General features: G+C 45.0%; 24 protein-coding genes and 1 riboswitch. All 24 genes read right to left on the reverse strand.

The annotated features are described in order from the left end of the window. Positions 1–69 precede the first annotated feature (69 nt). The gene (locus tag MKX80_RS17975; RefSeq protein ID WP_339227315.1) at positions 70–909 is read right to left on the reverse strand and encodes an FAD binding domain-containing protein; all 840 of its coding nucleotides are present in this window, start codon (positions 907–909) and stop codon (positions 70–72) included. Between the two features lie 221 nt (positions 910–1,130). After that, positions 1,131–2,252, reverse strand: a complete 1,122-nt coding sequence (locus MKX80_RS17980) for an FAD-binding oxidoreductase (RefSeq protein ID WP_268342860.1) — start codon at positions 2,250–2,252, stop codon at positions 1,131–1,133. Between the two features lie 65 nt (positions 2,253–2,317). Beyond that, on the reverse strand, positions 2,318–3,178 hold the full coding sequence (locus tag MKX80_RS17985; RefSeq protein ID WP_154998237.1) for a DMT family transporter: 861 nt from the start codon (positions 3,176–3,178) through the stop codon (positions 2,318–2,320). 30 nt (positions 3,179–3,208) lie between these two features. Then, a complete protein-coding gene (locus MKX80_RS17990) occupies positions 3,209–3,592 on the reverse strand; it encodes a hypothetical protein (protein WP_182070105.1) in 384 nt (127 codons plus the stop codon). Positions 3,593–4,328: 736 nt separating this feature from the next. Continuing rightward, complete coding sequence (locus tag MKX80_RS17995) at positions 4,329–6,308, reverse strand: hypothetical protein (protein ID WP_182070104.1); 1,980 nt, start codon at positions 6,306–6,308, stop codon at positions 4,329–4,331. Between the two features lie 263 nt (positions 6,309–6,571). Beyond that, positions 6,572–7,969, reverse strand: a complete 1,398-nt coding sequence (gene sufB, locus MKX80_RS18000; protein WP_020452865.1) for a Fe-S cluster assembly protein SufB — start codon at positions 7,967–7,969, stop codon at positions 6,572–6,574. Positions 7,970–7,987: 18 nt separating this feature from the next. Beyond that, positions 7,988–8,434 (reverse strand): Fe-S cluster assembly sulfur transfer protein SufU, encoded by a 447-nt coding sequence (gene sufU / locus MKX80_RS18005; RefSeq protein WP_182070103.1) that lies wholly within the window; start codon positions 8,432–8,434, stop codon positions 7,988–7,990. Further along, positions 8,424–9,644: a cysteine desulfurase SufS gene (gene sufS, locus MKX80_RS18010; protein WP_268313438.1), complete on the reverse strand. Its 1,221-nt coding sequence runs from the start codon at positions 9,642–9,644 to the stop codon at positions 8,424–8,426. The genes sufU and sufS overlap by 11 nt, the downstream gene beginning before the upstream one ends. Then, positions 9,644–10,957 (reverse strand): Fe-S cluster assembly protein SufD, encoded by a 1,314-nt coding sequence (sufD, locus tag MKX80_RS18015; RefSeq protein ID WP_182070101.1) that lies wholly within the window; start codon positions 10,955–10,957, stop codon positions 9,644–9,646. The genes sufS and sufD overlap by 1 nt, the downstream gene beginning before the upstream one ends. 17 nt (positions 10,958–10,974) lie before the next feature. Then, positions 10,975–11,760, reverse strand: coding sequence for a Fe-S cluster assembly ATPase SufC (sufC, locus tag MKX80_RS18020; RefSeq protein ID WP_003185044.1), 786 nt, complete (start codon positions 11,758–11,760; stop codon positions 10,975–10,977). 229 nt (positions 11,761–11,989) lie between these two features. Continuing rightward, a complete protein-coding gene (locus MKX80_RS18025) occupies positions 11,990–12,925 on the reverse strand; it encodes a cation diffusion facilitator family transporter (protein WP_216929609.1) in 936 nt (311 codons plus the stop codon). 413 nt (positions 12,926–13,338) lie between these two features. Continuing rightward, entirely contained in the window at positions 13,339–13,722 is a 384-nt protein-coding gene (locus tag MKX80_RS18030; RefSeq protein WP_016886133.1) for a carboxymuconolactone decarboxylase family protein, read from the reverse strand. Between the two features lie 92 nt (positions 13,723–13,814). Further along, positions 13,815–14,645: a methionine ABC transporter substrate-binding lipoprotein MetQ gene (gene metQ / locus MKX80_RS18035; protein WP_154998224.1), complete on the reverse strand. Its 831-nt coding sequence runs from the start codon at positions 14,643–14,645 to the stop codon at positions 13,815–13,817. Positions 14,646–14,658: 13 nt separating this feature from the next. Further along, positions 14,659–15,327 (reverse strand): methionine ABC transporter permease, encoded by a 669-nt coding sequence (locus MKX80_RS18040; RefSeq protein ID WP_003185053.1) that lies wholly within the window; start codon positions 15,325–15,327, stop codon positions 14,659–14,661. Beyond that, positions 15,320–16,345: a methionine ABC transporter ATP-binding protein MetN gene (gene metN / locus MKX80_RS18045; protein WP_154998222.1), complete on the reverse strand. Its 1,026-nt coding sequence runs from the start codon at positions 16,343–16,345 to the stop codon at positions 15,320–15,322. Before metN ends, MKX80_RS18040 begins: the two co-directional genes overlap by 8 nt. 116 nt (positions 16,346–16,461) lie before the next feature. Next, a riboswitch (SAM riboswitch) is annotated at positions 16,462–16,569 on the reverse strand. A gap of 183 nt (positions 16,570–16,752) precedes the next feature. Beyond that, positions 16,753–17,100, reverse strand: coding sequence for an SCP2 sterol-binding domain-containing protein (locus MKX80_RS18050; protein ID WP_043927151.1), 348 nt, complete (start codon positions 17,098–17,100; stop codon positions 16,753–16,755). Positions 17,101–17,221: 121 nt separating this feature from the next. After that, on the reverse strand, positions 17,222–17,530 hold the full coding sequence (locus tag MKX80_RS18055; RefSeq protein ID WP_154998220.1) for a thioredoxin family protein: 309 nt from the start codon (positions 17,528–17,530) through the stop codon (positions 17,222–17,224). A 25-nt stretch (positions 17,531–17,555) separates the two neighbouring features. Next, positions 17,556–17,900, reverse strand: a complete 345-nt coding sequence (locus MKX80_RS18060) for a toprim domain-containing protein (RefSeq protein ID WP_003185062.1) — start codon at positions 17,898–17,900, stop codon at positions 17,556–17,558. A gap of 62 nt (positions 17,901–17,962) precedes the next feature. Continuing rightward, positions 17,963–18,199 (reverse strand): YusG family protein, encoded by a 237-nt coding sequence (locus tag MKX80_RS18065; protein ID WP_003185065.1) that lies wholly within the window; start codon positions 18,197–18,199, stop codon positions 17,963–17,965. A 60-nt stretch (positions 18,200–18,259) separates the two neighbouring features. Beyond that, positions 18,260–18,643: a glycine cleavage system protein GcvH gene (gene gcvH / locus MKX80_RS18070; protein WP_020452879.1), complete on the reverse strand. Its 384-nt coding sequence runs from the start codon at positions 18,641–18,643 to the stop codon at positions 18,260–18,262. Between the two features lie 61 nt (positions 18,644–18,704). Further along, complete coding sequence (locus MKX80_RS18075) at positions 18,705–19,061, reverse strand: arsenate reductase family protein (RefSeq protein ID WP_003185068.1); 357 nt, start codon at positions 19,059–19,061, stop codon at positions 18,705–18,707. Positions 19,062–19,175: 114 nt separating this feature from the next. Further along, complete coding sequence (locus MKX80_RS18080) at positions 19,176–20,960, reverse strand: acyl-CoA dehydrogenase family protein (RefSeq protein ID WP_154998218.1); 1,785 nt, start codon at positions 20,958–20,960, stop codon at positions 19,176–19,178. Positions 20,961–20,979: 19 nt separating this feature from the next. Further along, the gene (locus tag MKX80_RS18085; protein ID WP_154998216.1) at positions 20,980–22,155 is read right to left on the reverse strand and encodes an acetyl-CoA C-acetyltransferase; all 1,176 of its coding nucleotides are present in this window, start codon (positions 22,153–22,155) and stop codon (positions 20,980–20,982) included. Between the two features lie 12 nt (positions 22,156–22,167). Beyond that, a complete protein-coding gene (locus tag MKX80_RS18090) occupies positions 22,168–24,558 on the reverse strand; it encodes a 3-hydroxyacyl-CoA dehydrogenase NAD-binding domain-containing protein (RefSeq protein ID WP_339227321.1) in 2,391 nt (796 codons plus the stop codon). Positions 24,559–24,747 lie beyond the last annotated feature (189 nt).

Here is a 24,747-nt window from a genome sequence, read left to right on the forward strand (position 1 = left end):
GCACGATTTTACGGCTAGTTCAAATTCATGGATTCCCACGGACCTGCAAATATTGGATTCAAGCGCTTGTCAAAACGTCTCCTTTTTCAGCATGCCGAGAATGTCAAACAGCGTATGTTTGATGACAAACTTGCGGTACTCAGCGGAACCTTGCGCATCGTCCAAAACAGGGCCGGGAAAGCGGTTGATCGCCTCTTCCACCCTTTGAACGACAGGGAGTGCCTCATCATTCAACGCAGATTCCACTTCAGTGGAGCGAAACGGAAAAGGGCAGACACCGCTGAATGCACAGCGGACGCGTCCGTCTATTTCGAGAGCCGAAACCGTCGCCAAAGGATATCCCGTATCCCATTGCTGCCTCACTTTTATGCTTGCAAAAGGCTGATGAAGATAGCGTTCTTCAATCAAAAGCGAAATGAGGATTTCTCCCTTGTTCAGCCTCAGCTGCTGATCAAATACGTCGTGAATCAAATAGCGCTTTTCCCCCTCGTCTCCGATTGTCAGCACTTTGCTGTCGGTTAATAAAAAAGGGAGCACTGCTTCGCGGTAAAAGATCTGCCCGCAAATATTGCCGCCAAGCGTAATCTTATTACGTGCCGTATGGTCGGCCACTTCTCTCGCCGCTTTGCTTAACAGCGGAAAGCCGCCGTTTTCCGTGATCTCCGTCAATGTTAATGCTGAGCCTAAAGCAAGGTGATGCCGTTCAAATTGCAAAGTCCTGCACTCAGGTATGTCTTTAATATCGATAACGGCATTTGTATGGATCACATTCAGCCGTCCGAGCGTCAAATGTTCTGTTCCGCCGGAAAAATACGCCGGCTTCTTCCCATCCCGCTCCAGGCTTTGAAAGAGCTTTACCGCTTCCTGCGCAGATTGGGGCCTGTAATACTCAAAGTCAAACTGGATCATGGCGACCCTCCTTCATTTTCCAAATTTGTTCGGGAATCAGAGGCAGCCGATTCAACGGAACGCCTGCCGCTCCAAAAAAACTGCATGCACTTCGAAGAAAGTCAGATGGTTTTCTAAAATTTTCCTCCATGGATTTATATTGAAAAATTTTCTATTTTAAAACTGTAAACAAGAAAAAAAGTTCACTCTAGCTTCGAGTGAACTTTTTTCTGCATGATAATTTAACTTTCAAGCGCGCCGGCCGGATCATATAAAGAGATATCAAGCTCAGGCTCTTCTCCCAAGGCGAGCCTTGCCAATTCCGCGCCAAGGTATGGACCTGACGTAAGCCCTGAAGCGCCGATACCGTTGGCAACGAGCAGCCCGCAAATGTTCGGCAATGAGCCGATCACGGGGAGAAAGCCCGGTGTAAATGGCCTGAATCCTACGCGCGTCTCAAGCAGCTCGCTCAATTCTAAACCCGGCGCAACGGCAAGCGCCTTTGAAAAAATTTCGTGAAGGCCGCCGGCCGTTACCCGCAGATCATCCAATTCAGCTTCATTTTCGTGAGTAGCGCCGGCAACGATCCGGCCGTCTTCAAATGCCAGTATGTATTGGTCATTCGGAGGCATCACAACAGGCCAGCTGCCGGTATCCGCATCAGGAAGACGAAGATGAACGATCTGCGCTTTTTGATGGCTGACTGAAAAACGAACGCCGAGCGGTTTCAAAAGCTCGTCCGCCCATGCTCCCGCTGTGATCAGCACCTGATCAGCGTATATTTTCTTTTCCGCTGTAGAGATTCCTGTTACCCGGTTTCCTTCATAGAGCAATGAAGCGTTTCCTGCTACAACAGAGGCTCCGTATTTTTGTGCAGCGTTCACAAGTGAGCGGCGGAGCAATTTTCCGTTCACGCGCGCGGCTCCGCTGATATGAACCGAGCCGTACCCCTCTGCCAAAGGCGGAAATAAACGCTTCGTTTCCTCATGGGATAAACGGGTGATCTCGCCGATTTCAGGCGCATCCTTGCGTCTTAGATGCGCCCGTTCTTCCATTTTCTCCAGCTTTCGCTCGTCTGTATGCAAGCTGATAGCGCCTGTCCGTTTATACCCCGTCTCCGATTCTCCGTCAGCTTCAAGCTGCTTGATTAAATCGGCATAGTACGCCGCACCGCCTTTTGCAAGCTTGTACCATGCCTGGTTTCTGCGCTGCGAAAGCCAGGGGCAGACGATTCCAGCCGCGGCATCTGTAGCCCTTCCCCGCTCTCCGCGGTCGATCAACGTCACATCCGCGCCCTTTTTTGCAAGATGATAAGCGGCTGAAGCACCGAGGATGCCCGCTCCGACTACAATAAAAGATTTCATGACTAACACCTTTTTCATTTCTGTTTATTCTACAAATATAACGGATCACACCGATGGAACACAACCTAACCAACGGCTACCGATATCACGCCAAGCACCATTAAGACAGCCGCGATGATCCTCAGTCGTCCGAAACCTTCAGACAAAAGAACCGCCCCCATCACGGTTCCGATTAAAATGCTGATTTCCCGAACCGGCGCCACATAGCTGACCGGAGCAAATACCATAACACTCAGCGCCAAAATATAAGCCAAAGAATTAAAAACCCCGACCCCGACCGCTTCCATCCGGTGATGCTTCCACTCAAACCGGACTTCACTCCAGCTTTTCGCGGCAAAAGGAGTCAAGATGATGAGACGGCCGAGCGTATTGCAATAATCCAGCAGCAATGGCGGAATGAGAAACCGGCTGACCGCTGCTTTATCAAGGAGGGTATATGCGGCAATAATACCGCCGACCGCCAGCCCGTAAAAAACCGGTGTGAGCGAGCCTGATTCTTTTAACCGCTTGACTCCCCCCGTGAAAAAAAGAATGCTGATCACAATCAAAAGAATCCCTATAATAGCGGGCGGCGTCAATGACTCGCCAAAAACGGCGACCGCCAGCACGCAGGTTAGCAGCGGGCCTGTCCCCCTCGCAATCGGATAGACGAGAGAAAGATCGCCCTTTTTGTACCCTTTTTGAAGAACAAGAAAAAAGCCCAAGTGAGCAAGGATGCTCGCCATGATGATGACAAGCTGCCAGATGCCAATCTCAGGCTTTTCATATATGACAACACCTATGGCCAGAGGCGTGTAGACAACGGCTGCAATCGCTGTGAACAGCCAGATAAACGGAACGCCTCCATCGGCTTTTTTAGAAAGGTAGTTCCACGATGCATGGATAAATGCAGAACATAATAAGACGCAAAAACCCACGACAGTCATTACACAGCCCTCCGTTCATCATAAAGGAGCTCAATGTTTGATGACAATGTAGCGCTTCAATTCCCCGTGCCACTTCTTTCCTTTGACGGCATCCACCCAGACGTCATACTTGCCTGGCTTCAGCTTTTTCGTCGGGAAGCTCACCCGAAAATGAGGTTTTCCGCGTGTTAAATGAACATCTCGATAGATCAGGACAGTTCCTTTTTTATTGATCAGCCTGACGGCAATCATCGTCCCCGTAACAGGACTTTTTCCCGTCACAACGATCGAAGTGGCTGATTTCGTATATGTATTGGCATCCGTCCTGAACTTCACCGCGCCTTTGGAAGGCATAGCAAAGGCTTCTGTACTGTCAAAAAAAAACTGCCCAATTAAAATCACGGCTAAGACCAAAGCCCTTATAGCTACTTTCATGAAAAAACCCTTTCTGATTAATAGTAGGAGTTTCACTTAATGAAAATATTTATAATTTCCAATAATTGTAAATATCAGATGATTAAAATGGTCAGAGAAGTAAGTAAACCAACCTACGATATTTAAAAATCAGCATAAATAACAGAGATAAAAACAGCGAACTCAACATCCCTTTAAGTTAAAATTCCTGCCGTTGTAAGTGGTAAGAATGTAAATTACCAACTTTGTGTGCAGCCTCCATCAGTTGGTATTTTCTGCATTAAACATTCAAAAATTCCTTGGTTATAAATCTCGGTTTTCAAATAATTGAATAATTGCAAATTTACTTTGAAGAATATATCGATATCTTCAGGCGTGCATTTATAAAGAATTTTAAACGTTCTTGAGTTAAGCTTTTCAAATATAAAGGTTTGGGCGGAGTGGAGATTTTTTGGTTTTCTTTTATCTTCTCCAGACTGTCAGAAAGCCATGTTATAAAAATGTATAGCTCTTTGAGTACTCGGAATCCTTAATTTTAATGTACAAAACTTCTCCTTTTAATCTTTTAGCAACAGTTAACTACTATGCCTAATAACCATAACCTGATCAAAAAACACTTTGCCTTTTTAACAAGAAAGAAACAAAAATGAAAATCGATGGTAAAGGGGACATGATCCCCCTTCATGAACTGTATTAATTGTTTGCAGGCTTAAACAATGAATCTCTTCGACTGCCGGTAATAGTAATCAAATAATCTCTATTTTTTTATAATATTTGAAAATGGGCTCGTTGCATCTATTAATTCGATTTTTTTGTCACTTTTTCTTAATACGACTCTCTCAATTATAATAGCTCCTGCTTTTCCCCAGTTCCATTTTTCACAGTCTTTTACTGCAATTATCCTAATAGTAAGTGTTGACCTTTCATTTAGGGTTTTAAAATGAATATTTATTTGATTGCTTTCTTTCCACAAAGCAATATCCTCTTCTAGAATCATGTTATCATTTAACAACAATTGATACTTTAGCCTTCCTTGATTTTTTCTATTTTCATAGGGTGACCGTATCTGAACTATACAATGATAAAGACTATCTCCTGGTGTATATAAAGGGACGCTCGCATCAACGTGATCTCCTTTTTTCGGGTCGCTTTTGTCAATATAAAACTTTGCCTTATAGCCCAGGTTCTTATATTTAAAATCAACACTATGGCCACCAAGTATTGAACTGCTATTTAGTTCTAAGCTTTCAAGGGACAGCCCATAGTCATCAGCTTGTTTATCAAGTCTATCTATAGGTTTTACTAATGTATTAACTCCCCAATAGTTCAAAACATTCCAATTGGTTGAAATCATCCGATGGAAAACAGTGTTATTTTTCTTATCTGAAGCAGAAGCAGAGAGTATTAATTTTAAAATTCGTCTACAGTTAAATGGTATAAATGTATCGTGTGCTACATCACTTTCCAAAAGAATCTGCGAATGCCAAACCCCCATCCTATACTCCCAATAGAATATATCAAATGGATCATAGTTAAAGATATTTTCCATTTCAACAACATTATAATATTCAGAAAATAAAGATTGAACTTCCAAATCATCTGAAGCTGCTGGAGAATAACATCGCGCAAGGGCTTTAGCATCGGCGATTTCAGGCAAATCAAGCTTATTCCTATAAAAATATCTGCCTATTTCTAAAATATTTGATCGGATATGCAGTGCTTCTTTTGGAAAATTATCATAATAAAATTTAGCCAACCTATAACTATGGGGGCTAATCGTATTATTCTTCATCATTTCGATAAACTCCAAATAATCTTCCGTTTTTTCATCTTCTCTTAAGGGGATAAATATATGGTTCAAATTAAGGTTATTAACAATATCCCCCACTAATCTCCTGTCAATTTCCAATGATTTAACGCCATCTGGAAGGTTCTTCGATAACTTATAATAAGTGAAAAATTGAATCTTGTCGATGAAGTTTTTTGTTAAAGACAATGTTGATCTACTATCAATTCCTGCAGTGAGAGAAAAAATAAGTTTATTTTTTCCTTTAGATAGTTGAGCCAATTGTGTTTTAACAAGAGCTGAAACCTCTGCTGCAATATCATTCGCATTTTTCAATTCCAATGGCTCTCTTGGAAAAAATCTTTTCACTCTTTTAGTCTCTATTTCTAATAATGTGTTAGGTGTCAAAAAATAAATATCCTCAAAAGGAGTGAAATGGCCTGGAAAAGCATAGCTAGAAAATTTCTTTTTCCAATCTCTCTTTATTACTTGTGAAGGATTTGAACCAATAATCGATTCCACAACTTTCACATGGGAAGCGATTACAGTCTGTTTGTTTGAATAGATTATACTTCTCATACCCGTTGCATCAGAAAGGATTTTCGTTGTTCCTCTATTATGAAACATAATAAAATACCTTCCTGATAATTCATCTAAATAATCATAAAAATCGTTTTCAGACAGGCTTAATTTCTGCAGTAACTTTCCACATATAAAATGTTTATCCATAGTATTATTTAAAACATCAATAACATGTCCTAATACCATTATCCATTTGCCGTTTTGTTGAAAATGAGTTAAATCATTTAACGGATCGAAATATATTAAGAATTTATCAAATTTTTTCTTTTTCCAATAATCATTTGGCGGGGATACCTCTTTATCTGTTATTAAAAATCCTCTTTTATAAGTTAATTCGTGATATCGGTTTTTTCTTTCTGCTTGCTGCATCCTAATTCCCCCTTAAATATCTAATCCTAATCTTATCAGAAGGTGTTTTAGATTACTATTCTACTATCAAAATAAATTGTTTTGCATTAAAAGGAATCTAAGAGGAGGGCTAAAATCGAGGCACTCAACTAAAAAAAGACCGCAGATACATACTCCACTGCAGATTAAAGGCCGATCAATGGAGTTTATTATATCTACGGTCATACTATATTTCCTGTGGTAGCAATCAAATCTTAATCGATTTCAAATTTTATCTTTAATTATTAACCAATAGACCCTTCCATCTCAAACTTGATAAGACGGTTCATTTCGACTGCGTATTCCATCGGCAGTTCTTTTGTGAACGGCTCGATGAAGCCCATGACGATCATTTCTGTTGCTTCTTCTTCAGAAATACCGCGGCTCATCAAGTAGAATAGCTGCTCTTCAGATACTTTTGATACTTTCGCTTCGTGTTCCAATGAAATGTTGTCGTTCAAAATTTCATTGTATGGGATTGTATCAGAAGTTGATTTGTTGTCCATGATCAGCGTATCGCACTCGATGTTTGAGCGGGCGCCTTCGGCTTTGCGTCCGAAGTGGACGATTCCGCGGTATGTGACTTTTCCGCCTTGTTTTGAGATCGATTTTGAAACGATTGTGGATGACGTATTCGGTGCAAGGTGAATCATTTTCGCACCGGCATCCTGATGCTGTCCTTTTCCTGCAAGGGCGATAGAAAGCGTCATACCGCGCGCGCCTTCGCCTTTCAGGATAACGGCAGGATATTTCATTGTCAGCTTGGAGCCGATGTTTCCGTCGATCCATTCCATCGTCGCGTTTTCTTCACAGACCGCACGCTTTGTCACAAGGTTGAAGACGTTGTTCGCCCAGTTTTGAATCGTTGTATAACGGCAGTATCCGCCTTTTTTAACGATAATCTCAACAACCGCGCTGTGAAGGGAATTCGTTGTATATACAGGTGCTGTACATCCCTCTACATAGTGAACGTGAGCGCCTTCGTCTACAATGATTAACGTCCGTTCGAACTGCCCCATGTTTTCTGAGTTGATGCGGAAGTATGCTTGCAGCGGAGTATCAACTTTTACGCCTTTTGGCACGTAGATGAATGATCCGCCTGACCATACCGCTGAGTTCAAGGCCGCAAACTTGTTGTCAGTCGGCGGGATGACTTTTGCCCAATGCTCGCGGAAAATGTCTTCATTTTCTTTGAGGGCGCTGTCTGTGTCTTTGAAGACGATCCCTTGAGACTCAAGGTCTTCTTTCATGTTATGGTAAACGACTTCTGACTCATACTGCGCGGATACACCGGCCAAATATTTTTGCTCAGCTTCAGGGATCCCGAGTTTGTCAAATGTCTGTTTGATTTCCTCAGGAACTTCGTCCCATGATCTTTCTGAACGCTCAGAAGGTTTTACATAGTACGTGATTTCATCAAAGTTTAATGAGTTTAAATCTCCGCCCCATTGCGGCATTGGCATATTGTAGAAGTGTTCAAGAGATTTCAGGCGAAAGTCGAGCATCCACTCTGGCTCTTCTTTCATGCGTGAAATTTCTTCAACGATTTCTTTTGTCAATCCCCGCTCTGAACGGAAAATGGAAACGTCTTTGTCGGCAAAACCATATTTATATTCGCCGATATCCGGCATTTTCTTAGCCATCCATTTTCACTCCAATCTTTATTCGTTATCGCTGTTTTCTTTGGAAACACCTTTTTCAAGGGCTTTCCATGACAATGTTGCACATTTAATCCGGGCCGGAAATTTTGAAACGCCTTGCAGGGCTTCAATATCGCCTAAATCGATCGAATCGTCGTAGTCTTTGCCCTGCATCATATCTGAAAAGATCTGTGACATCTGAAGGGCGGTCTCCACGTCTTTCCCTTTGATCGCCTGGGTCATCATGGACGCAGAAGCCATTGAGATTGAGCATCCTTCACCTTCAAATTTTGCATCTTCTACTTTACCGTCCGTTACCTTCATCGTCAGTCTGATTCGGTCCCCGCATGTCGGGTTGTTCATGTCAACGACGATGCTGTCATTTAAAACCCCTTTGTTTCTCGGGTTTTTGTAGTGATCCATTATCACCTGGCGATACAGTGTATCCAAGTTCACATTAAAAGACATTTGTGAAATACTCCTTTGTCTTCTGAAGAGCTTCAATCAGTTTGTCGATGTCTTCTTCCGTATTATACAGATAAAAGCTTGCTCTTGCAGTGGCGGAAACGTTCAGCCATTTCATCAAAGGCTGTGCGCAGTGATGGCCGGCTCTGACGGCGACCCCTTCTGCATCAAGTACGGTTGCCACATCGTGCGGATGAACGTCTTCAAGGTTGAATGTCACAAGTCCTGCACGTTCAGCCGGACCATAGACAGTAGCGCCTTCAAGCTCTTTAAAGCGCTCCAGAGCGTATGCCGCCAAACGGTGTTCATGCGCCAATATTTCGTCAAGTCCGATGTCTTCAAGGAAGTCAATCGCCGCTCCCAATCCGATCGCACCGGCAATAATTGGTGTGCCGGCTTCGAATTTCCAAGGCAGCTCCTTCCAAGTCGATTCGTAAAGACCGACAAAATCGATCATTTCTCCGCCGAATTCTGCAGGTTCCATGTTTTCAAGCAATGCTTTTTTTCCATACAATACCCCGATTCCGGTCGGACCACACATTTTGTGGGCTGAAAACGTATAGAAATCGCAATCCAAATCCTGGACGTCAATTTTCATGTGAGGCGTGCTTTGCGCACCGTCTACGACCATGACCGCGCCGTTCTCATGCGCGATTTTGGCCATTTCCTTAATCGGGTTGATCGTACCAAGAACGTTTGAAACATGCGCAGCTGAGACGATTTTTGTATTTTCCGTCACCGTTTCCCTGACATCGTCCAGGGAAATGGTTCCGTCTTCCTGAAGCGGAATGTACTTCAGCGTGGCGCCGGTTGCTTTGACAGCCTGCTGCCACGGAATAATATTCGCATGGTGCTCCATCGGTGTAATGACGATTTCATCACCGGGCTTGAGGTTTGCGCGGGCATAGCTGAGCGCAACCGTGTTCAGGGCCGTTGTCGTACCCCTTGTAAAAATAATTTCCTGCATCGATTTCGCGTTTATAAACTTCCTGACCTTCTCACGTGCTCCTTCATAACCATCCGTTGCTTTCGTTCCTAATGTATGAACGCCGCGATGGACATTGGAATTGTAAGAGTTGTAATACTCATCAATCGTCTCGATGACGACGCGCGGCTTTTGCGAGGTAGCCGCGCTGTCCAAATAAACGAGATCATGTCCGTTGACCTGTTGACTGAGAATCGGAAACTGTTCGCGAATATCTTTAGCATTCATTATTTTACTTTCCTTTCAATCACAGAGACCAGCTGCTTCTTCACGCCTTCGATCGGAAGTTCATTGACAACCGGTGCGAGGAAGCCGTAAATGACGAGGCGCTCTGCTTCTTCTTTTGGAATTCCGCGGCTCATCAAATAGTAGAGCTGAACCGGATCGACGCGGCCGACGGATGCAGCGTGTCCTGCCGTTACATCGTCTTCATCGATTAAAAGGATCGGGTTTGCGTCGCCGCGCGCTTTTTCACTCAGCATAAGAACGCGTGATTCCTGCTCTGCATTTGATTTTGACGCGCCGTGTTCAATTTTTCCGATACCGTTGAAGATCGAAGATGCGGAATCTTTCATAACGCCGTGTTTTAAAATATAGCCTTCTGAATGCTTTCCGTGGTGAATGATCTGCGTTGTAAAGTTTTGAGTCTGTTCTCCTCTGCCGACGACAACCGTTTTCGTATCGCCGAATGTGCCGTCTCCATGCAGATTTGTCGTGTTTTCAGAAATGGTGTCTCCATCATTCATCAAACCGAGCGCCCATTCAATTTTGCTGTCGCGTCCGAGTGCAGTTCCGCGGCGGCTGACATAAGCCGTTACCCCTGCGGAGAGGTTGTCGACTGCACCGTATTGCACGCGGGCATTCGCGCCTGTGATCACTTCTGACACGATGTTAAAGACCGCTTCCTTAGGGTTCACCGTGCTGATGTAGTTTTCTACATATGTGACTGAACTGTTGTCATCTGCAACGACAAGCACATGGTTGAAGAGCGTTGTATCATTGCTTTCATGGACATAAACAGCTTGCACCGGAGCTTCCAGTTCGACGTTCTTCGGAACGTAAAGGAAGGCTCCGCCGTTCAGAAGCGCTGCATGCAATGCAGTTAATTTATGCTCATCGGCTTTTACGCCGTCTTTCATAAAGTATTTTTTGACAAGCTCGCCGTGTTCGCGGAACGCAGTATGAATATCTGTAAAGATAACGCCTTTATCCTGCAGCTCTTTTGAAAGAGAAAGGTAAGCCGGCGTCTGGTCTCTTTGGACATAAAGCGTTTTGTCTTCATTTCCAAGATCGATCAGCGATTTGACCTCATCTGAAAGATCATCCAAAGAATCAAGCGGTTTATTTTCTACAGTATGCTTATCAAACCGTGTAAAATTCCAATTTGCAATTTTTGTTTTATCAGGTTTCGGCAACGGCAGATCTTCTGCTTTTGCAAGCGCTTCTAAGCGTAGATCTTGCAGCCATGCCGGTTCCTGGTGCTTCTCAGAGAAGCTTTTGACATATTCCCGATCTACAGATAGTTTAGTTTCCAATGTCATGTTTATCCCCCTAACGCTTACGCTTCTTGACCGACAGTTTCGTCTTCGATTCCAAGCTCATGCTTAATCCAGTCATATCCTTCAGCCTCAAGGCGCTGTGCAAGTTCAGGTCCGCCGGATTTCACAACGCGGCCCTGCATCATGACGTGCACGTGGTCAGGCGTAATGTAGTTCAAGAGGCGCTGATAGTGCGTGATGATCAGGCAGCCGAAGTTCTCGCCGCGCATTTTGTTGATTCCTTTTGAAACGACTTTAAGGGCGTCGATATCCAAACCTGAATCGATTTCGTCAAGAATCGCGATTTTCGGTTCGATCATCATTAGCTGAAGGATTTCGTTGCGTTTTTTCTCACCGCCTGAAAAACCTTCGTTCAGGTAGCGCTGCGCCATATCAGGGTCCATTTCAAGAAATTCCATGTTTTCGTCCATTTTGCGGATGAATTTCATTAAAGAAATCTCGTCGCCTTCTTCTCTGCGCGCGTTGATCGCTGAACGGAGAAAATCGGCATTTGTAACACCGCTGATTTCACTCGGATACTGCATAGCCAAAAACAGACCGGCCTGAGCGCGCTCGTCCACTTCCATTTCCAGAACGTCCTTGCCGTCAAGCGTGATGCTTCCTTTTGTCACTTCGTATTTAGGATGTCCCATAATCGCCGCGGATAAAGTTGATTTACCCGTTCCGTTCGGTCCCATTACAGCGTGGAATTCCCCGCCTTTTATTTCAAGGTTTACACCTTTTAAAATCTCTTTTCCTTCAATCTCAACGTGAAGATCTTTGATTGTTAATGTCGAAGCAGCCATGAAATATACCTCCAATATATATAATCATCATTCTCAATTTATTCTCATTCTAATTTTATAACAAATGAAAATTGAATACAACAATAGTCTTCCTATCTTTCGTGTACATGTTCTCAAGTTTAACAAAAAACGTTTTGTTCTTAAAGAGATTGGGGCAAGAAAACTTCCCGAGTCAGAGATGCGGACCTTACAATTACCAAGCTATTGAAAAACAGCGGCATATCCGTCATTACGAGCGGGAACGGTTTGCTCCCAGGCTGCACGGCTCATGACAGGAACAGCGCTCCCCTTCTATTTGAACCGTCACATGGTCCACGTTGCATTCTTTCTTTAGATATTTTGATACTTGTTTTAAGATTCTATCCCTGTCACAGTTTTCGTCTGCCACGATATGACAGCTTAATGACGGCATATCAGATGAGATCGACCAAATGTGGAGGTCGTGAACCTCCCTGACTGACGGAATGGAAAGCAGGCCGTTTTTAAGAGCTTCCGCATCAATGTCTTTCGGTTTTCCTTCCATTAATATATGCACCGATTCTTTCGTCACCCGCCACCCGCTGACAAGAACCAAAGCCGCGACGGCGGCGCTCGCGATTGGATCGGCAATATTCCAATTGAAGAAAAGCATAAGTAGGCCCGCGATGATCGCCCCGAAAGAGCCCAGCATATCGCCGATGACGTGCAAAAAAGCGCTCCGCATATTTAAATTCCCGCTTGTGTCGCTCCTCATTAATATCCAGGCTGCAGCAATGTTGACGAACAAACCAATCGTTGCAATCGCGAGCATGCCACTCCCGGCGACTTCCGGCGGGCTGAAAAAGCGATTATATGCTTCCCAAAAAATATAAAGTGAAATCAAAAGCAAGGTGAGGCCATTGATAAACGCAGCCAAAATTTCAAAGCGCCTGTAGCCGAATGTTTTGCTCGCGCTTGCGGCCTTTTCCCCAATTTTAAACGCCAAGAGGCTGAAACCAAGCGCTGCAGCGTCGCTGAGCATATGTCCCGCATCTGACAGCAAAGCGAGGCTGTTCGTCAATATCCCGCCTATCACTTCAATCATCATAAAAGTAAAAATCAAACCGAAGCTGATGAACAGCGCTTTTTGATTTGCTGATCGGCTGCCATGGTGGCTGTGGCCTGTGTGACCGTGAGAATGGGCCATCATAAATCCCCCCTTTAAATATATGATCATGTATTCATATTTAAATTTTACCTTTTCCTGCAATTATGGTCAAGCGGCTTCTGGAACATAGAGAAGGACGGATTGACATCCGCCCTCCGCGTTTTATCCGATCATGTGTAAGTCTGATATGATCTGCTTGCTTTTTTGATACTGCTCTTCGCGCCTTTTCTCAACTTCAAGTCGGTTCACATGGCTTCTGCTGTACTCCTCATATCCCATTCCATGCGACTTGTGCATCGCTTTTTCCATTTCGGCCGTGAATTCAAGGTCAAGCTGATCTTGGCTTGAACAAATAATGAATCATCCTTTCAGAGATTTTCTTACATAGTACCAGTTATATACAAACTCTGCAAAGATGTGTGTGCTTTCAATATGCTTTCACGGTCGAAAAATCAATGCTTCATCTGCTGGAATTCTTCCATCGCCTGCAAAACGAGCGTGACGGCTTGGCTCATGGCCGCGCCTCCGCCAAATGCCGCAGTTACACCGACTGCCTCAAGAATTTCTTCCTCCGATGCTCCGCAATCCAGGCAGCCCTTGATGTGATAAATAATGCAATATTCATCCTGCGTATTGACACTTATGCCCAGTGCGATCAGCTGCTTATCCTTTTCGCTGAGCACGCCTTTTTTAAAGCACTCTTCGGTAAATTCGTTGTATTTGGCGGCAATTCCGGGCATTTTTTCGGAAAAGATGCCGATCCCCGCCTTATATTCGTGCAGTGCGGATTCGATAATGCCTTCTGATTCATGCTGATTCACGTTTTGTTCCTCCATTTTCAGTTGGTAGTCTTTTTTTATTATGAGCCTCTTTTCAAAAAATACGCGAAAAAACCCCGGTTTTCTCCGAAACCGGGGTGTTCTTTTATTTATTCAGATACAGAAATGACAGAACCTTGATATTTTTTGTCGATGAACTTTTTGATGTCATCAGAGCGCAATACGTCCATCAGAGCTTTCACTTTGTCAGAATCTTCGTCGCCTTTGCGGACGGCGATGATGTTAGCGTAAGGATTGTCTTTTGGAGACTCAAGTTCGATTGAATCAGTTTTCGGATTCAGCTTGTTTTGGATCGCATAGTTCACATTGATGAACACTGCGTCAGCTTCATTGGCTTCGTATGCTTTTGCCGTCATTTCAGGCGCCACATCGTTTTTGATTTTTAGGTTTTTCTTGTTTTCTGTAATATCTTTTACTGTCGCATCCACTTTTTCAATGCCTGATTTCAGCTTGATCAGTCCCGCATTTTCAAGCATTGCAAGCATGCGGCCCTGTTCAGCGGCGTTGTTGCTCATAATAATTTTTGCACCGTCAGGAAGGTCTTTTAAAGATTTATACTTTTTAGAGTAAATGCCGAATGGCTCAAGGTGTACTGCACCGACGTTGACAAGATCGTAATCTTTATTTTCTTTCATTTCCTGTTCAAGATACGGGACGTGCTGGAAGTAGTTCGCATCAAGATCTTTCGTTGCGAGCGCTTTGTTGATCAGTTTGTAGTCCGTGAAATTTTTGATTTTAAGCTCATAGCCTTTTTCTTTCAAAAGCGACTTTGCTTCTTCAAGGATTTCAGCGTGAGGCGTCGGCGTCGCTCCGACTGTGATGACTTTGCTGTCTTTATCTCCTTCGCTGCTGGAAGATCCACAAGCGGCCAAAACGCCTGCAAAAATGATGAATAAAGCTGTTAATAAACCTTTTTTCATGTTGATGTCCTCCCTAACGTTTGTCTAATTTATTTGTTATAAAATCCCCGATAAACTGGATGATGAACACAATAGCTAAGATGAAAATAGTGGCGATGAGTATAATATCGGGATTGTTCATCTGAAAACCGTTTACATAGGCAAGGTTCCCGAGTCCGCCTGAACCGATTGCTCCGGCCATCGCCGTCGAACCGATCAGTGCAATCGCCGTAACCGTAATGCCTGAGATCAGCGCCGGCATCGATTCGGGCAGGAGCACTTTAAATATGATCGTCGATGTTTTGGCTCCCATTGATTTCGCCGCTTCAATCACACCTTTATCAACTTCGCGCAAAGCGATTTCAACCAGGCGGGCATAGAACGGAGCCGATGCGATAATCAAAGCCGGAAGTGCGGCGTTCGGCCCCAGGATCGTGTTCATTAAAAACTTTGTGAAACCGAGCAGCAGAATAATCAATATAATAAAAGGAATAGACCTGAACACATTGACAATTGCCGATATTACACCGTTAACGACCCGATTCTGCCAAATGTTTCCTTTCGAAGTCAAATACAGCAGCATACCGAGAATCACTCCGATGATAAAAGCAAACAATAGGGAAATTCCTGTCATATATATCGTTTCATACGTAGCTTCCCACAGCTGCTCCATATCTACGTTTGGAAACAGTTTTTCAAACATTCGTGATCACCTCTGCTTCTACCTGGCGGCTCTTGATGAAATCGACCACATCATTGACCTCGTTTTCATGTCCGTCGACATGAATGAACAATGAACCGTATGCGCCGTCCTGAGTTTGCGAGATTTTGCCTTGAAGGATGTTGACTTCAACATTGAACTTCCGAATGATCTGCGTGATCAGCGGCGATTCGGCTGCTTCACCGACGAAGGTGAGCTTGATCGTCCGTCCGGATGTCGTTTCTTCGAGGAAATGCTTCAGCGTTTCCTTTGTTTCCACCGGTTCTGTTACCTGCTGAACAAAGCGCTTTGTCATTTCTTCCTTCGGCTTGAGGAATACGTTCAGCACATCGCCTTCTTCTACGACCTTTCCGTTTTCCATGACGGCCACTCTGTGGCAGATTTTCCTAATGACATGCATTTCATGAGTAATCAGGACAATGGTCAGCCCGAGCCTTTCATTGATATCGGACAGAAGACCCAGGATCGAGTCAGTCGTCTGCGGATCAAGCGCTGATGTCGCTTCATCGCATAAGAGAACTTTCGGATTGTTTGCGAGCGCCCGTGCGATGCCGACGCGCTGCTTTTGCCCTCCGCTAAGCTGTGAAGGGTAGGCGTTTTCCTTGCCTTCAAGACCGACAAGCTTAATCAGTTCAGCGACTCTTTTCAGACGTTTTGCTTTGCTGACACCGGCGATCTCCAGCGGAAACGCAATATTGTCGCGCACCGTTCTTGACCACAAGAGGTTGAAATGCTGGAAAATCATGCTGATTTCCTGCCTTGCATTCCTCAGCTTCTTCCCTTTGATCTCGCTGATTGTTCTGCCGGCTACTTCAACCGTACCTGAAGTCGGCTGTTCAAGTCCGTTCAAGAGACGGATCAAGGAGCTTTTTCCAGCTCCGCTATATCCAATAATTCCGAAGATTTCACCTTTTTTAATCGTAAGGGTGACATCTTGGACAGCATTGACATCTCCATGCTTTGACCGATAAATCTTTGAAACATTTTGAAGATTTATCAAAAGCCATCACCTGCTTTCTTGCTCAATTCTCATAGTTGTCTAAATTCCTGATCAAACAATGAAAAAAGCCTTTCTGCACACATGAGCAGAAAGGCTTTTGAATAGTCTGGGCCTTTCTCTCATCTTTCAAAGCATAATGCTTCGCGTGAATTGGCACCATTTCAACACGTGTTGATGGTTGCCGGGTTTCATAGGGCACTTCCCTCCACCTCTCTGGATAAGAGAAACATATATTTATTTTTTGATTATTATGATCGGAATTCTTAAAGTAGGATATCATGCGGAAAAATAGTTGTCAACTATTTTTCTTAAGACAATCGGCCTACGGCGAAAAGAGACGAACGCAAACGCCCGTCCCTGTCTGACTTATACACGGAATGTGCCGATTTTTCAAATTTTTAATAAGTCTATGAATAAAGATCGCTGTTTTTAAAGAAGCCGTCCGTCAGCCATAAAATCGCTTCAAGCTTCAATAAAGCTCTGAAAGAGCCTTTCACTTTAACAGTGCCGCGCTGTACGAGATGCTGCAACGAAATATCACCGTGTAGAAGGTCAATAATCTCGCTTTGCTCTCCAAAAAAGGTCAAATGAGCTTTTTCTACGGGAGAAGATTTTTCCATTTCCCCTTTTTCGTTGATCGCTAACGTAAAAGCTTCTTTCTCGCCTTGAAACGTAATCAGCAAAGCCGTTGTAGATAATAGAGGTTTTAAAAAAAGAGCCTTGTCCTCTCTTTCTATCAATCCCATTTTCTCCAACTGTATAACCTCCTGTAAATTGGTCATACTTACAGATTCTCTGTCTGCCGCAGGAGTTCCTTTAGGAATTGCTCGACAAGTTTTTGCTGGTTATTTCCCGAGAAATATGTCAAAACCGCCCTTAATCCACAACATTTTGTTTAATCGTATCATATAAGTAGGAAACGGAGTGAAAAGCGTATTCTTTTTTGACGACTCGCCCGTTTTTGTAAAGGATAAAACACGGAACGCTTTCTATTTCCTGCTCCTTGGCAAATGACGGGGAATAATTGAGATTGTTTTTATAAAAAGGAATGTCCTTCATCATTTCATCAACGACTTCCAGCATTCTTCCGGCCAGTTGACACGTTCCGCAGAACGGCGTGTATACATATAGAAGACAGGTTTCATGCTCAAGCCGTTTTAGCTCTTTTTCTTGAAGTTCTTGCATCTGTTGAACCGCACCTCAATACTTTTTATAATAGATATTTTGTATGTACCCGGATGTTTGAACGAAATAATACTTCTGCAACATGCTGACTCGGGGCGGAAGCGACTTCTTTATATACTCTATCGATGTATAGATGCGAAGCTTGGGGGAGCTCCCTCTTCAGCTGACGGCGGAGCTTTTCGCCTGATTCATCGGCATCCACCAGGATATAAACGTCTTTATCAAACAGCGTCTCGGCGAATTCATCGAGTTTTGCCTGGCTGATCGTTCCGTTTGTGCAAATGATGTCCACGGGCTCTTCGATGACATGCTTCACTTTTTGCTTATCTGATTTCCCTTCGACGATCATGACTTTTTCATTTTCCGGCATATGGATCACCTTTAAAGATTTACTTGTAAAAAAAGGCAGTGAATATTCACCGCCTGACTTGATTAACACCAGCCTTGGTGGTCATCACAGTCTACATATTTAGCATCCGGTCCGCTTACGGTATCCGCCATTTTGTAAAACTTTTCATCTTGGAATGAATATCCAGATTTCAACTCGTATTGATCCTTGCCGGTCATTCGGCCGATCAGCTCATTTTCATGATACAGCTGCGTTCCACCGTTTTTTAATCGGCTTTCCACATGTTCTGTAATATCAATACGTTCTTTTTTCAGCGTCAATTTGGACACCCCCTCTTGATATAGAGTATCCAAACGACGAACAGCTATCCTGAATAATCCTTAGTCTTCTTTTATCATGTCCTCATATTGCTCGGCTGTCATCAGATTTTCGATTTCAGAAGCATCAGACGGCTCGACAATAATCATCCATGCCTTTTCATACGGAGACTCGTTGACGAATTCAGGGCTGTCTTCCAAATCTTCGTTCACTTCGACCACTTTTCCGTTGATCGGGGCATACAGCTCAGATACGGTCTTTACGGATTCAACGCTGCCAAAAGGCTCGTCCGCCTTGATTTCGTCTCCCACTTCAGGAAGCTCGACAAATACGATGTCTCCAAGTTCGGATTGGGCGAAGTCTGTAATGCCGATTCTGACTTTATCTCCTTCTGTTTTCACCCATTCGTGTTCTTCTGAATAACGCAACTCTTTCGGTGTGCTCATGCTAACCCCTCCATAAAGTGTTTTAATCGATCCTACATTGAAGATATCATATTTTGATGTGTTATAACCAGTATGTCTTAAACTGATCTTCTTTAAAACCGACCGTTACTTTACTGCCGTCTGTCGTAATCGGGCGTTTGATCAGCATACCGTCCGAAGCCAGCAGTTCCAGCTGCTCATCTTCAGACATGCTTTGCAGCTTGTCCTTTAAGCCCAGTTCGCGGTATTTTTGGCCGCTCGTGTTGAAAAACTTCTTCAATTCAAGCCCGCTTTTCTCGTAGAGCTCTTTCAGTTTTTCCTTGCTCGGCGGCTGTTCTGCGATATGTATCCCATTGATTTCTTTTCCGTGGTCTTCGAGCCATTTTTTCGCTTTGCGGCATGTCCCGCATTTCGGATACCAGTAAAAATCCAAAGCCATACATACACCCCTCTCATTTAATCGAGGTAATTTTAACATAGATCGAATGAAAAACCTAAAACAGTGCTTGATTCTATAGAAGCTTAAAAGCCCCGCCTAAAGCAGGGCTTTCGTTTATACGATATATTTCTCAGCTTCAAAGACTTCCTTAGCTGCCTGGCGCTTTTTCTCAATGACGTTGACAGGCGTAAAGCGCGTCAATTTGCGGAGCGCGGACAGCATCATGCGCAGCGAATCGCCTGATTCCATCGCGATGAGCGATTCCTTGGCATGGCTTTCAATTTCCTGAAAAGCTTCCTGTGCAAAAATCTGCGTATAAAGAATTTTCTGGGCGTTCTTGTCTTCGCCGGTTGCCTTGATGGCTTTTTCAGTACGCAAAATAGCTGCTTCCATCGCGTAGACCTGGCTGACAATGTCGGCGATGTTAACGAGGATTTCCTGCTCCTGGTCGAGCGCTTTTCCGTATTTTTGCGCGGCGAGTCCCGCAATCATGAGCGCGGTCTTTTTGGCGTTTCTCAGCAGATACTTTTCCTGTTCGAGAACGCCGTCACCTGGTTCTTCAGGCATGAGCATCATCAGTTCTTCCTGAAGTGCCTTTGCTTTCTCAAACAGAGGAAGCTCGCCTTTCATCGCTTTTTTCATATAGGTGCCCGGGACGATGAGGCGGTTGATTTCGTTTGTGCCTTCAAAAATCCGGTTGATCCGTGAATCGCGGTAAGCCCGCTCCACTTCGTATTCCTGCATGAATCCGTAACCGCCGTGGATTTGAACGCCTTCATCAACGATATAATCAAGCGTTTCAGATCCGAATACTTTGTTAAGGGAGCATTCGATTGCATATTCAGCGATCGATTTCGCGACTTGGCGCCCGTCTTTTTGCTCTTCTTCGCTCAAAGTGCCCATTTTGTCTTCAAACAGCCCGACCGTACGATAAACAGAGCTTTCCATCGCATAAAGTTTGGCTGACATATTGGCGATTTTTTCCCCGATTAAGCTGAATCTTGAAATCGGCGTCTTAAATTGCTGGCGCTGATTGGCGTATGAAGCGGACAGCTCGATGACCCGTTTGGAAGCGCCGATTGTCCCGACAGCCAGCTTATAGCGGCCGATATTTAAAATATTGAAGGCGATGACATGCCCTTTTCCCGGTTCCCCTAAAAGGTTTTCTTTCGGAACTTGAACCTGGTCTAAGATGAGCGTGCGGGTCGATGAGCCTTTGATGCCCATTTTTTTCTCTTCAGGCCCTGTGGAAACGCCTGCGTAATCTTTTTCTACAATGAAGGCCGAAAAATGTTCGCCGTCTATTTTCGCATAGACGACGAAAATATCAGCAAAGGCTGAGTTTGTAATCCATTGCTTTTCGCCATTTAATATATAGTGGGTTCCCGCCTCATTCAAAACGGCCGTTGTTTTTGCCCCTAATGCATCAGACCCGGAGCCCGGCTCTGTTAAGGCATAGGCTGCAAATTTTTCCCCTGTTGCAAGGGACGGCAGATACTTTTTCTTTTGCTCCTCGGTTCCGAAAAATACGATTGGAAGCGTGCCGATCCCCACGTGTGCCCCGTACGATAACGAAAAGCTCCCCGCTCTTGAGAATTTTTCGGTGATCAGCGCCGAGCTGATTTTATCGAGTCCGAGTCCGCCATATTCTTCAGGAACGTCAGCTCCGAGAAGCCCGAGTTCGCCGGCTTTTTTCAAAAGCCTGACAGAGTGATCGAAATTGTGCTCTTCAATTTCGTCGATGTACGGCAGAACATCTCCGAGAATATAATCTTCAGTCGTTTTGGCGATCATTTTATGTTCATCTGTGAAATCTTCCGGTGTGAACATCTGATCAGCTGTTACCTCTTCAATTAGAAAGGCGCCGCCTTTTTTCATATGATCTTTTGTTTGTTCCATTGTTCCATCCCCCTTGTGATTAAACTAATTCGAATACCCCTGCTGCTCCCATGCCTCCGCCGATACACATTGTCACAACGCCGAATTGCTCGCTTCTGCGCCGCATTTCGTGGATCAATGTCAGCGTCAGCTTTGTTCCCGTGCAGCCGAGCGGATGTCCGAGCGCAATCGCTCCGCCGTTGACATTGACTTTTTCTTCATCGATGCCAAGCGACCTGATGACCTGGATCGCTTGTGATGCGAACGCCTCATTTAATTCGAATAAACCGATATCTGACAGCTCAAGTCCCGCCATCTTCAGCGCCCTTGGGACTGCTTCAACAGGCCCGATGCCCATCACTTCCGGCGGAACGCCGCCGACTGCGAACGAACGGAATTTTGCGAGGGGCTTTAACCCGAGTGCGTCCGCTTTTTCCCTGTCCATGATCATCACTGCGGCAGCCCCGTCGCTCGTCTGAGATGAATTCCCTGCCGTAACCGATCCGTCCGCCGAAAACGCCGGTTTTAACGTTGACAGAACGTCTTTGGTTGTCCCCGGGCGTACACCTTCATCGGCAGAGAAAGTAAACGTCCGCTCCTTCAGCTTGTGATGTTCATCCACTTCTCTGATGGTGACGTCCACCGGGACGATTTCATCTTCGAACTTTCCTTCCGCAATCGCCTTGGCTGCTTTTTGATGGCTGTTGACGGCAAATGCATCCTGATCATCCCTGGAAACGCCGTATTTGACGGCAACCTGTTCAGCCGTATGGCCCATTCCCATATAATATTCAGGAGCCGTTTCCGCCAGCGCCGCGTTCGGTCTGACGATATGCCCCATCATCGGCACGATGCTCATCGATTCAGCGCCGCCGGCAATGATCGTGTCGGCTGCTCCAAGCATGATTTTTTCGGCCCCGTAAGCGATTGATTGAAGTCCTGATGAACAATATCTGTTGATCGTAACGGCCGGAACTGTGTGTGGCAGACCGGCAAGCGCGCCGATATTGCGTGCCATATTCAAGCCTTGTTCGGCTTCCGGCGTAGCGCAGCCGATGATTAAATCATCGATATTCCCTTCATAACCGCCCGCTCTTTTCAGCGTCTCTCTCACGGCATATGCGCCTAAATCATCGGGACGGACAGCCCTCAATGAGCCTTTTTTTGCTTTTCCGATCGGGGTTCTCGCTCCCGATACAATAACTGCCTCTTTCATTGTTTTCCCTCCTTAATTACGCAAAGGTTTGCCTTTCACAAGCATATGTTGCATTCTCGCCTGTGATTTCGGTTCACTTACAAGGCTCAAAAATGCTTCCCTTTCCAAATTGAGCAAGTATTCTTCCGTTACTTCAGCGCCGAATGGAACCCTGCCGCCCGCAATGACAAACGCCAGCTTTTTCGCTATCTTCATGTCGTGTTCAGAGATGGCGCCGGACAGTTTTAACGATTCAGCACCGAGCAGGAGCGCCGCATAGCCGGTTTCGCCCGTCACCGGGACTTTCTTTTTCACCGGCGGACGGTAGCCGCTTTCGGAAAGCGTCAGGACGAGTTTTTTGGCATCGTATAACAAGTGATCCTGGTTGATGCTGATTTGATCCTCTGCGGTTAAGATGTTCAGCTCTTTCGCTTCTTGAGCCGAAGTCGACGTTTTTGCAAGGGCAATTGTCTCAAACGTCTTGATGGCGGCCTCTTGGATATCCGGTTTAACGCCTTCAGGCAGCCCCTTCAAGTAATTTAAATAAAGCTCTTTATTGCCTCCGCCCCCCGGAATCAGACCGACGCCTGTTTCAACGAGGCCCATGTATGACTCGCTTGAGGCTTGAACACGGGTAGCAGGCAGACAAAGCTCAGTCCCCCCGCCAAGCGTCATGCCGAATGGGGCAGCGACGACCGGCTTGGAGCTGTATTTCACTTTCATCATCGTCTCCTGGAACTGACGGATGATCATATCAATTTCCATATAGTTGTCGTCTTGAGCTTCCATCAGCATCATCGCGAGATTGGCCCCGACGCAGAAATTCTTGCCCTGGTTGCCGATCACAAGCCCTTTATAGTTGGCGTCTACTTCCTCGAGAGCAAATTTAAGCATTTGGATGATGTCAAGGCCGATTGCATTGCTTTTCGAATAAAATTCGAGCAGTGCGACATCATCGCCTAAATCGATCAAACTTGCCCCGCTGTTTTTCTTGATGACGCCTTTTGTTTCTTTGAGTGATGACAAATGGATCGTTTTCTTGTTTTCTTGAAGCGCCCTGTATTCGCCGCTTTCAAAACAGTAATAGAACGTCTTTCCGTTTTCCTTAAGGTAGAAGGTCTCATGTCCTTTTGCGAGCATTTCCTTCACCCAGTCCGCGACCTTCCAGCCCCCTGCTTCAAGCTTTTGCACCGCGTTTTTCACACCGATGCTGTCCCACATTTCAAACGGCCCTGCCGACCAGCCGAATCCCCATTTCATCGCCTGATCAACCGCCGCTATGCTGTCAGCGATTTCTCCTGTCAGCTCTGCCGAATATACAAGCGTCGGAGCTGTAATGTTCCAAAGGAGGCTTCCCGCTCTGTCATCGGAGTAAATAAGCGCTTTCAATCTCGCTCCTGCGCCTTTCATTTGCTTGGCCGCTTCAAGTCCCGATGTTTTTAATGTTTGACGTGGGCTGTAATTCATCGTCATCGGATCAAGCTCAAGGATGTCTTTTCCTTCTTTTTTATAAAAACCTTGTTTCGCTTTGCTTCCGATCCAGCCTTTTTCGAGCATTTGTTCAATAAATTCAGGCAGCCTGAAAACGTTTTTTTCTTCGCCCGTGACTTGGTTATAGACATTTTTGGCTACGTGTGAAAATGTATCAAGGCCGACGACATCGAGCGTTCTGAAGGTTGCGCTTTTCGGGCGTCCGATCAGCGGACCTGTAATCGAATCGACTTCGCCTATCGTGTAGCCGCCTTTCAGCATTTCCTGAACCGTCACAAGCAAGCCGTAGGTTCCAATGCGGTTGGCGATAAAGTTTGGCGTGTCTTTCGCTTCAACAACCCCTTTGCCAAGAACGTCTTCGCCGAATTTCTTCATAAAGGCCAGCACGCCGGGATCCGTTTCGTCAATCGGAATCACCTCAAGGAGCTTTAAATAGCGGGCCGGATTGAAGAAGTGCGTTCCTAAAAAGTGCTTTTTAAAATCAGCGGACCTTCCCTCCGCCATCTGCCTGACGGAGATGCCTGATGTATTGCTGCTGACGATGCTTCCGTGTTTTCTGTATTGATCGACCTTTGAAAACACTTGCTTCTTAATCTCCAGGTTTTCGACAACAACTTCAATAATCCAGTCGACATCTTTAATTTTTTCAAAATCGTCTTCCATGTTCCCTGTGCTGATACGGCTGATATTCTTCTTTGATGTCAGCGGAGCCGGTTTTTGCTTTAGCAGCTTTTGTACGGCTGACCGTGCCAACCGATTGCGCACATCCGGGTCTTCAAGGGTGCGGCCTTTTTTCCTTTCCTCATCTGTTAATTCACGCGGCACCATATCGAGCAGTAAAACAGGAATCCCGATATTGGCTAAGTGAGCCGCGATTCCGGAACCCATTACACCTGAACCGATAACGGCGGCTTTTCGAATATGCTTGACCATGAAAGATCCTCCCCCACCTTTGAATGAATACTCATTCATTTTTACTCCAAAAAAATAAAACTCTCCTGTCTTCTTTCATCTTAAAAGATTTTGGAAGCGAGTTCAATAACTTGGTGCAAAATTTCTGAAATTTTTTCATCGGGTATCATTTTGCCGCGTTTACATGTTTCCCCGCTTTTGGGACAAACC

Source organism: Bacillus sp. FSL K6-0972 (assembly GCF_037976035.1).
GTDB lineage: Bacteria > Bacillota > Bacilli > Bacillales > Bacillaceae > Bacillus > Bacillus haynesii.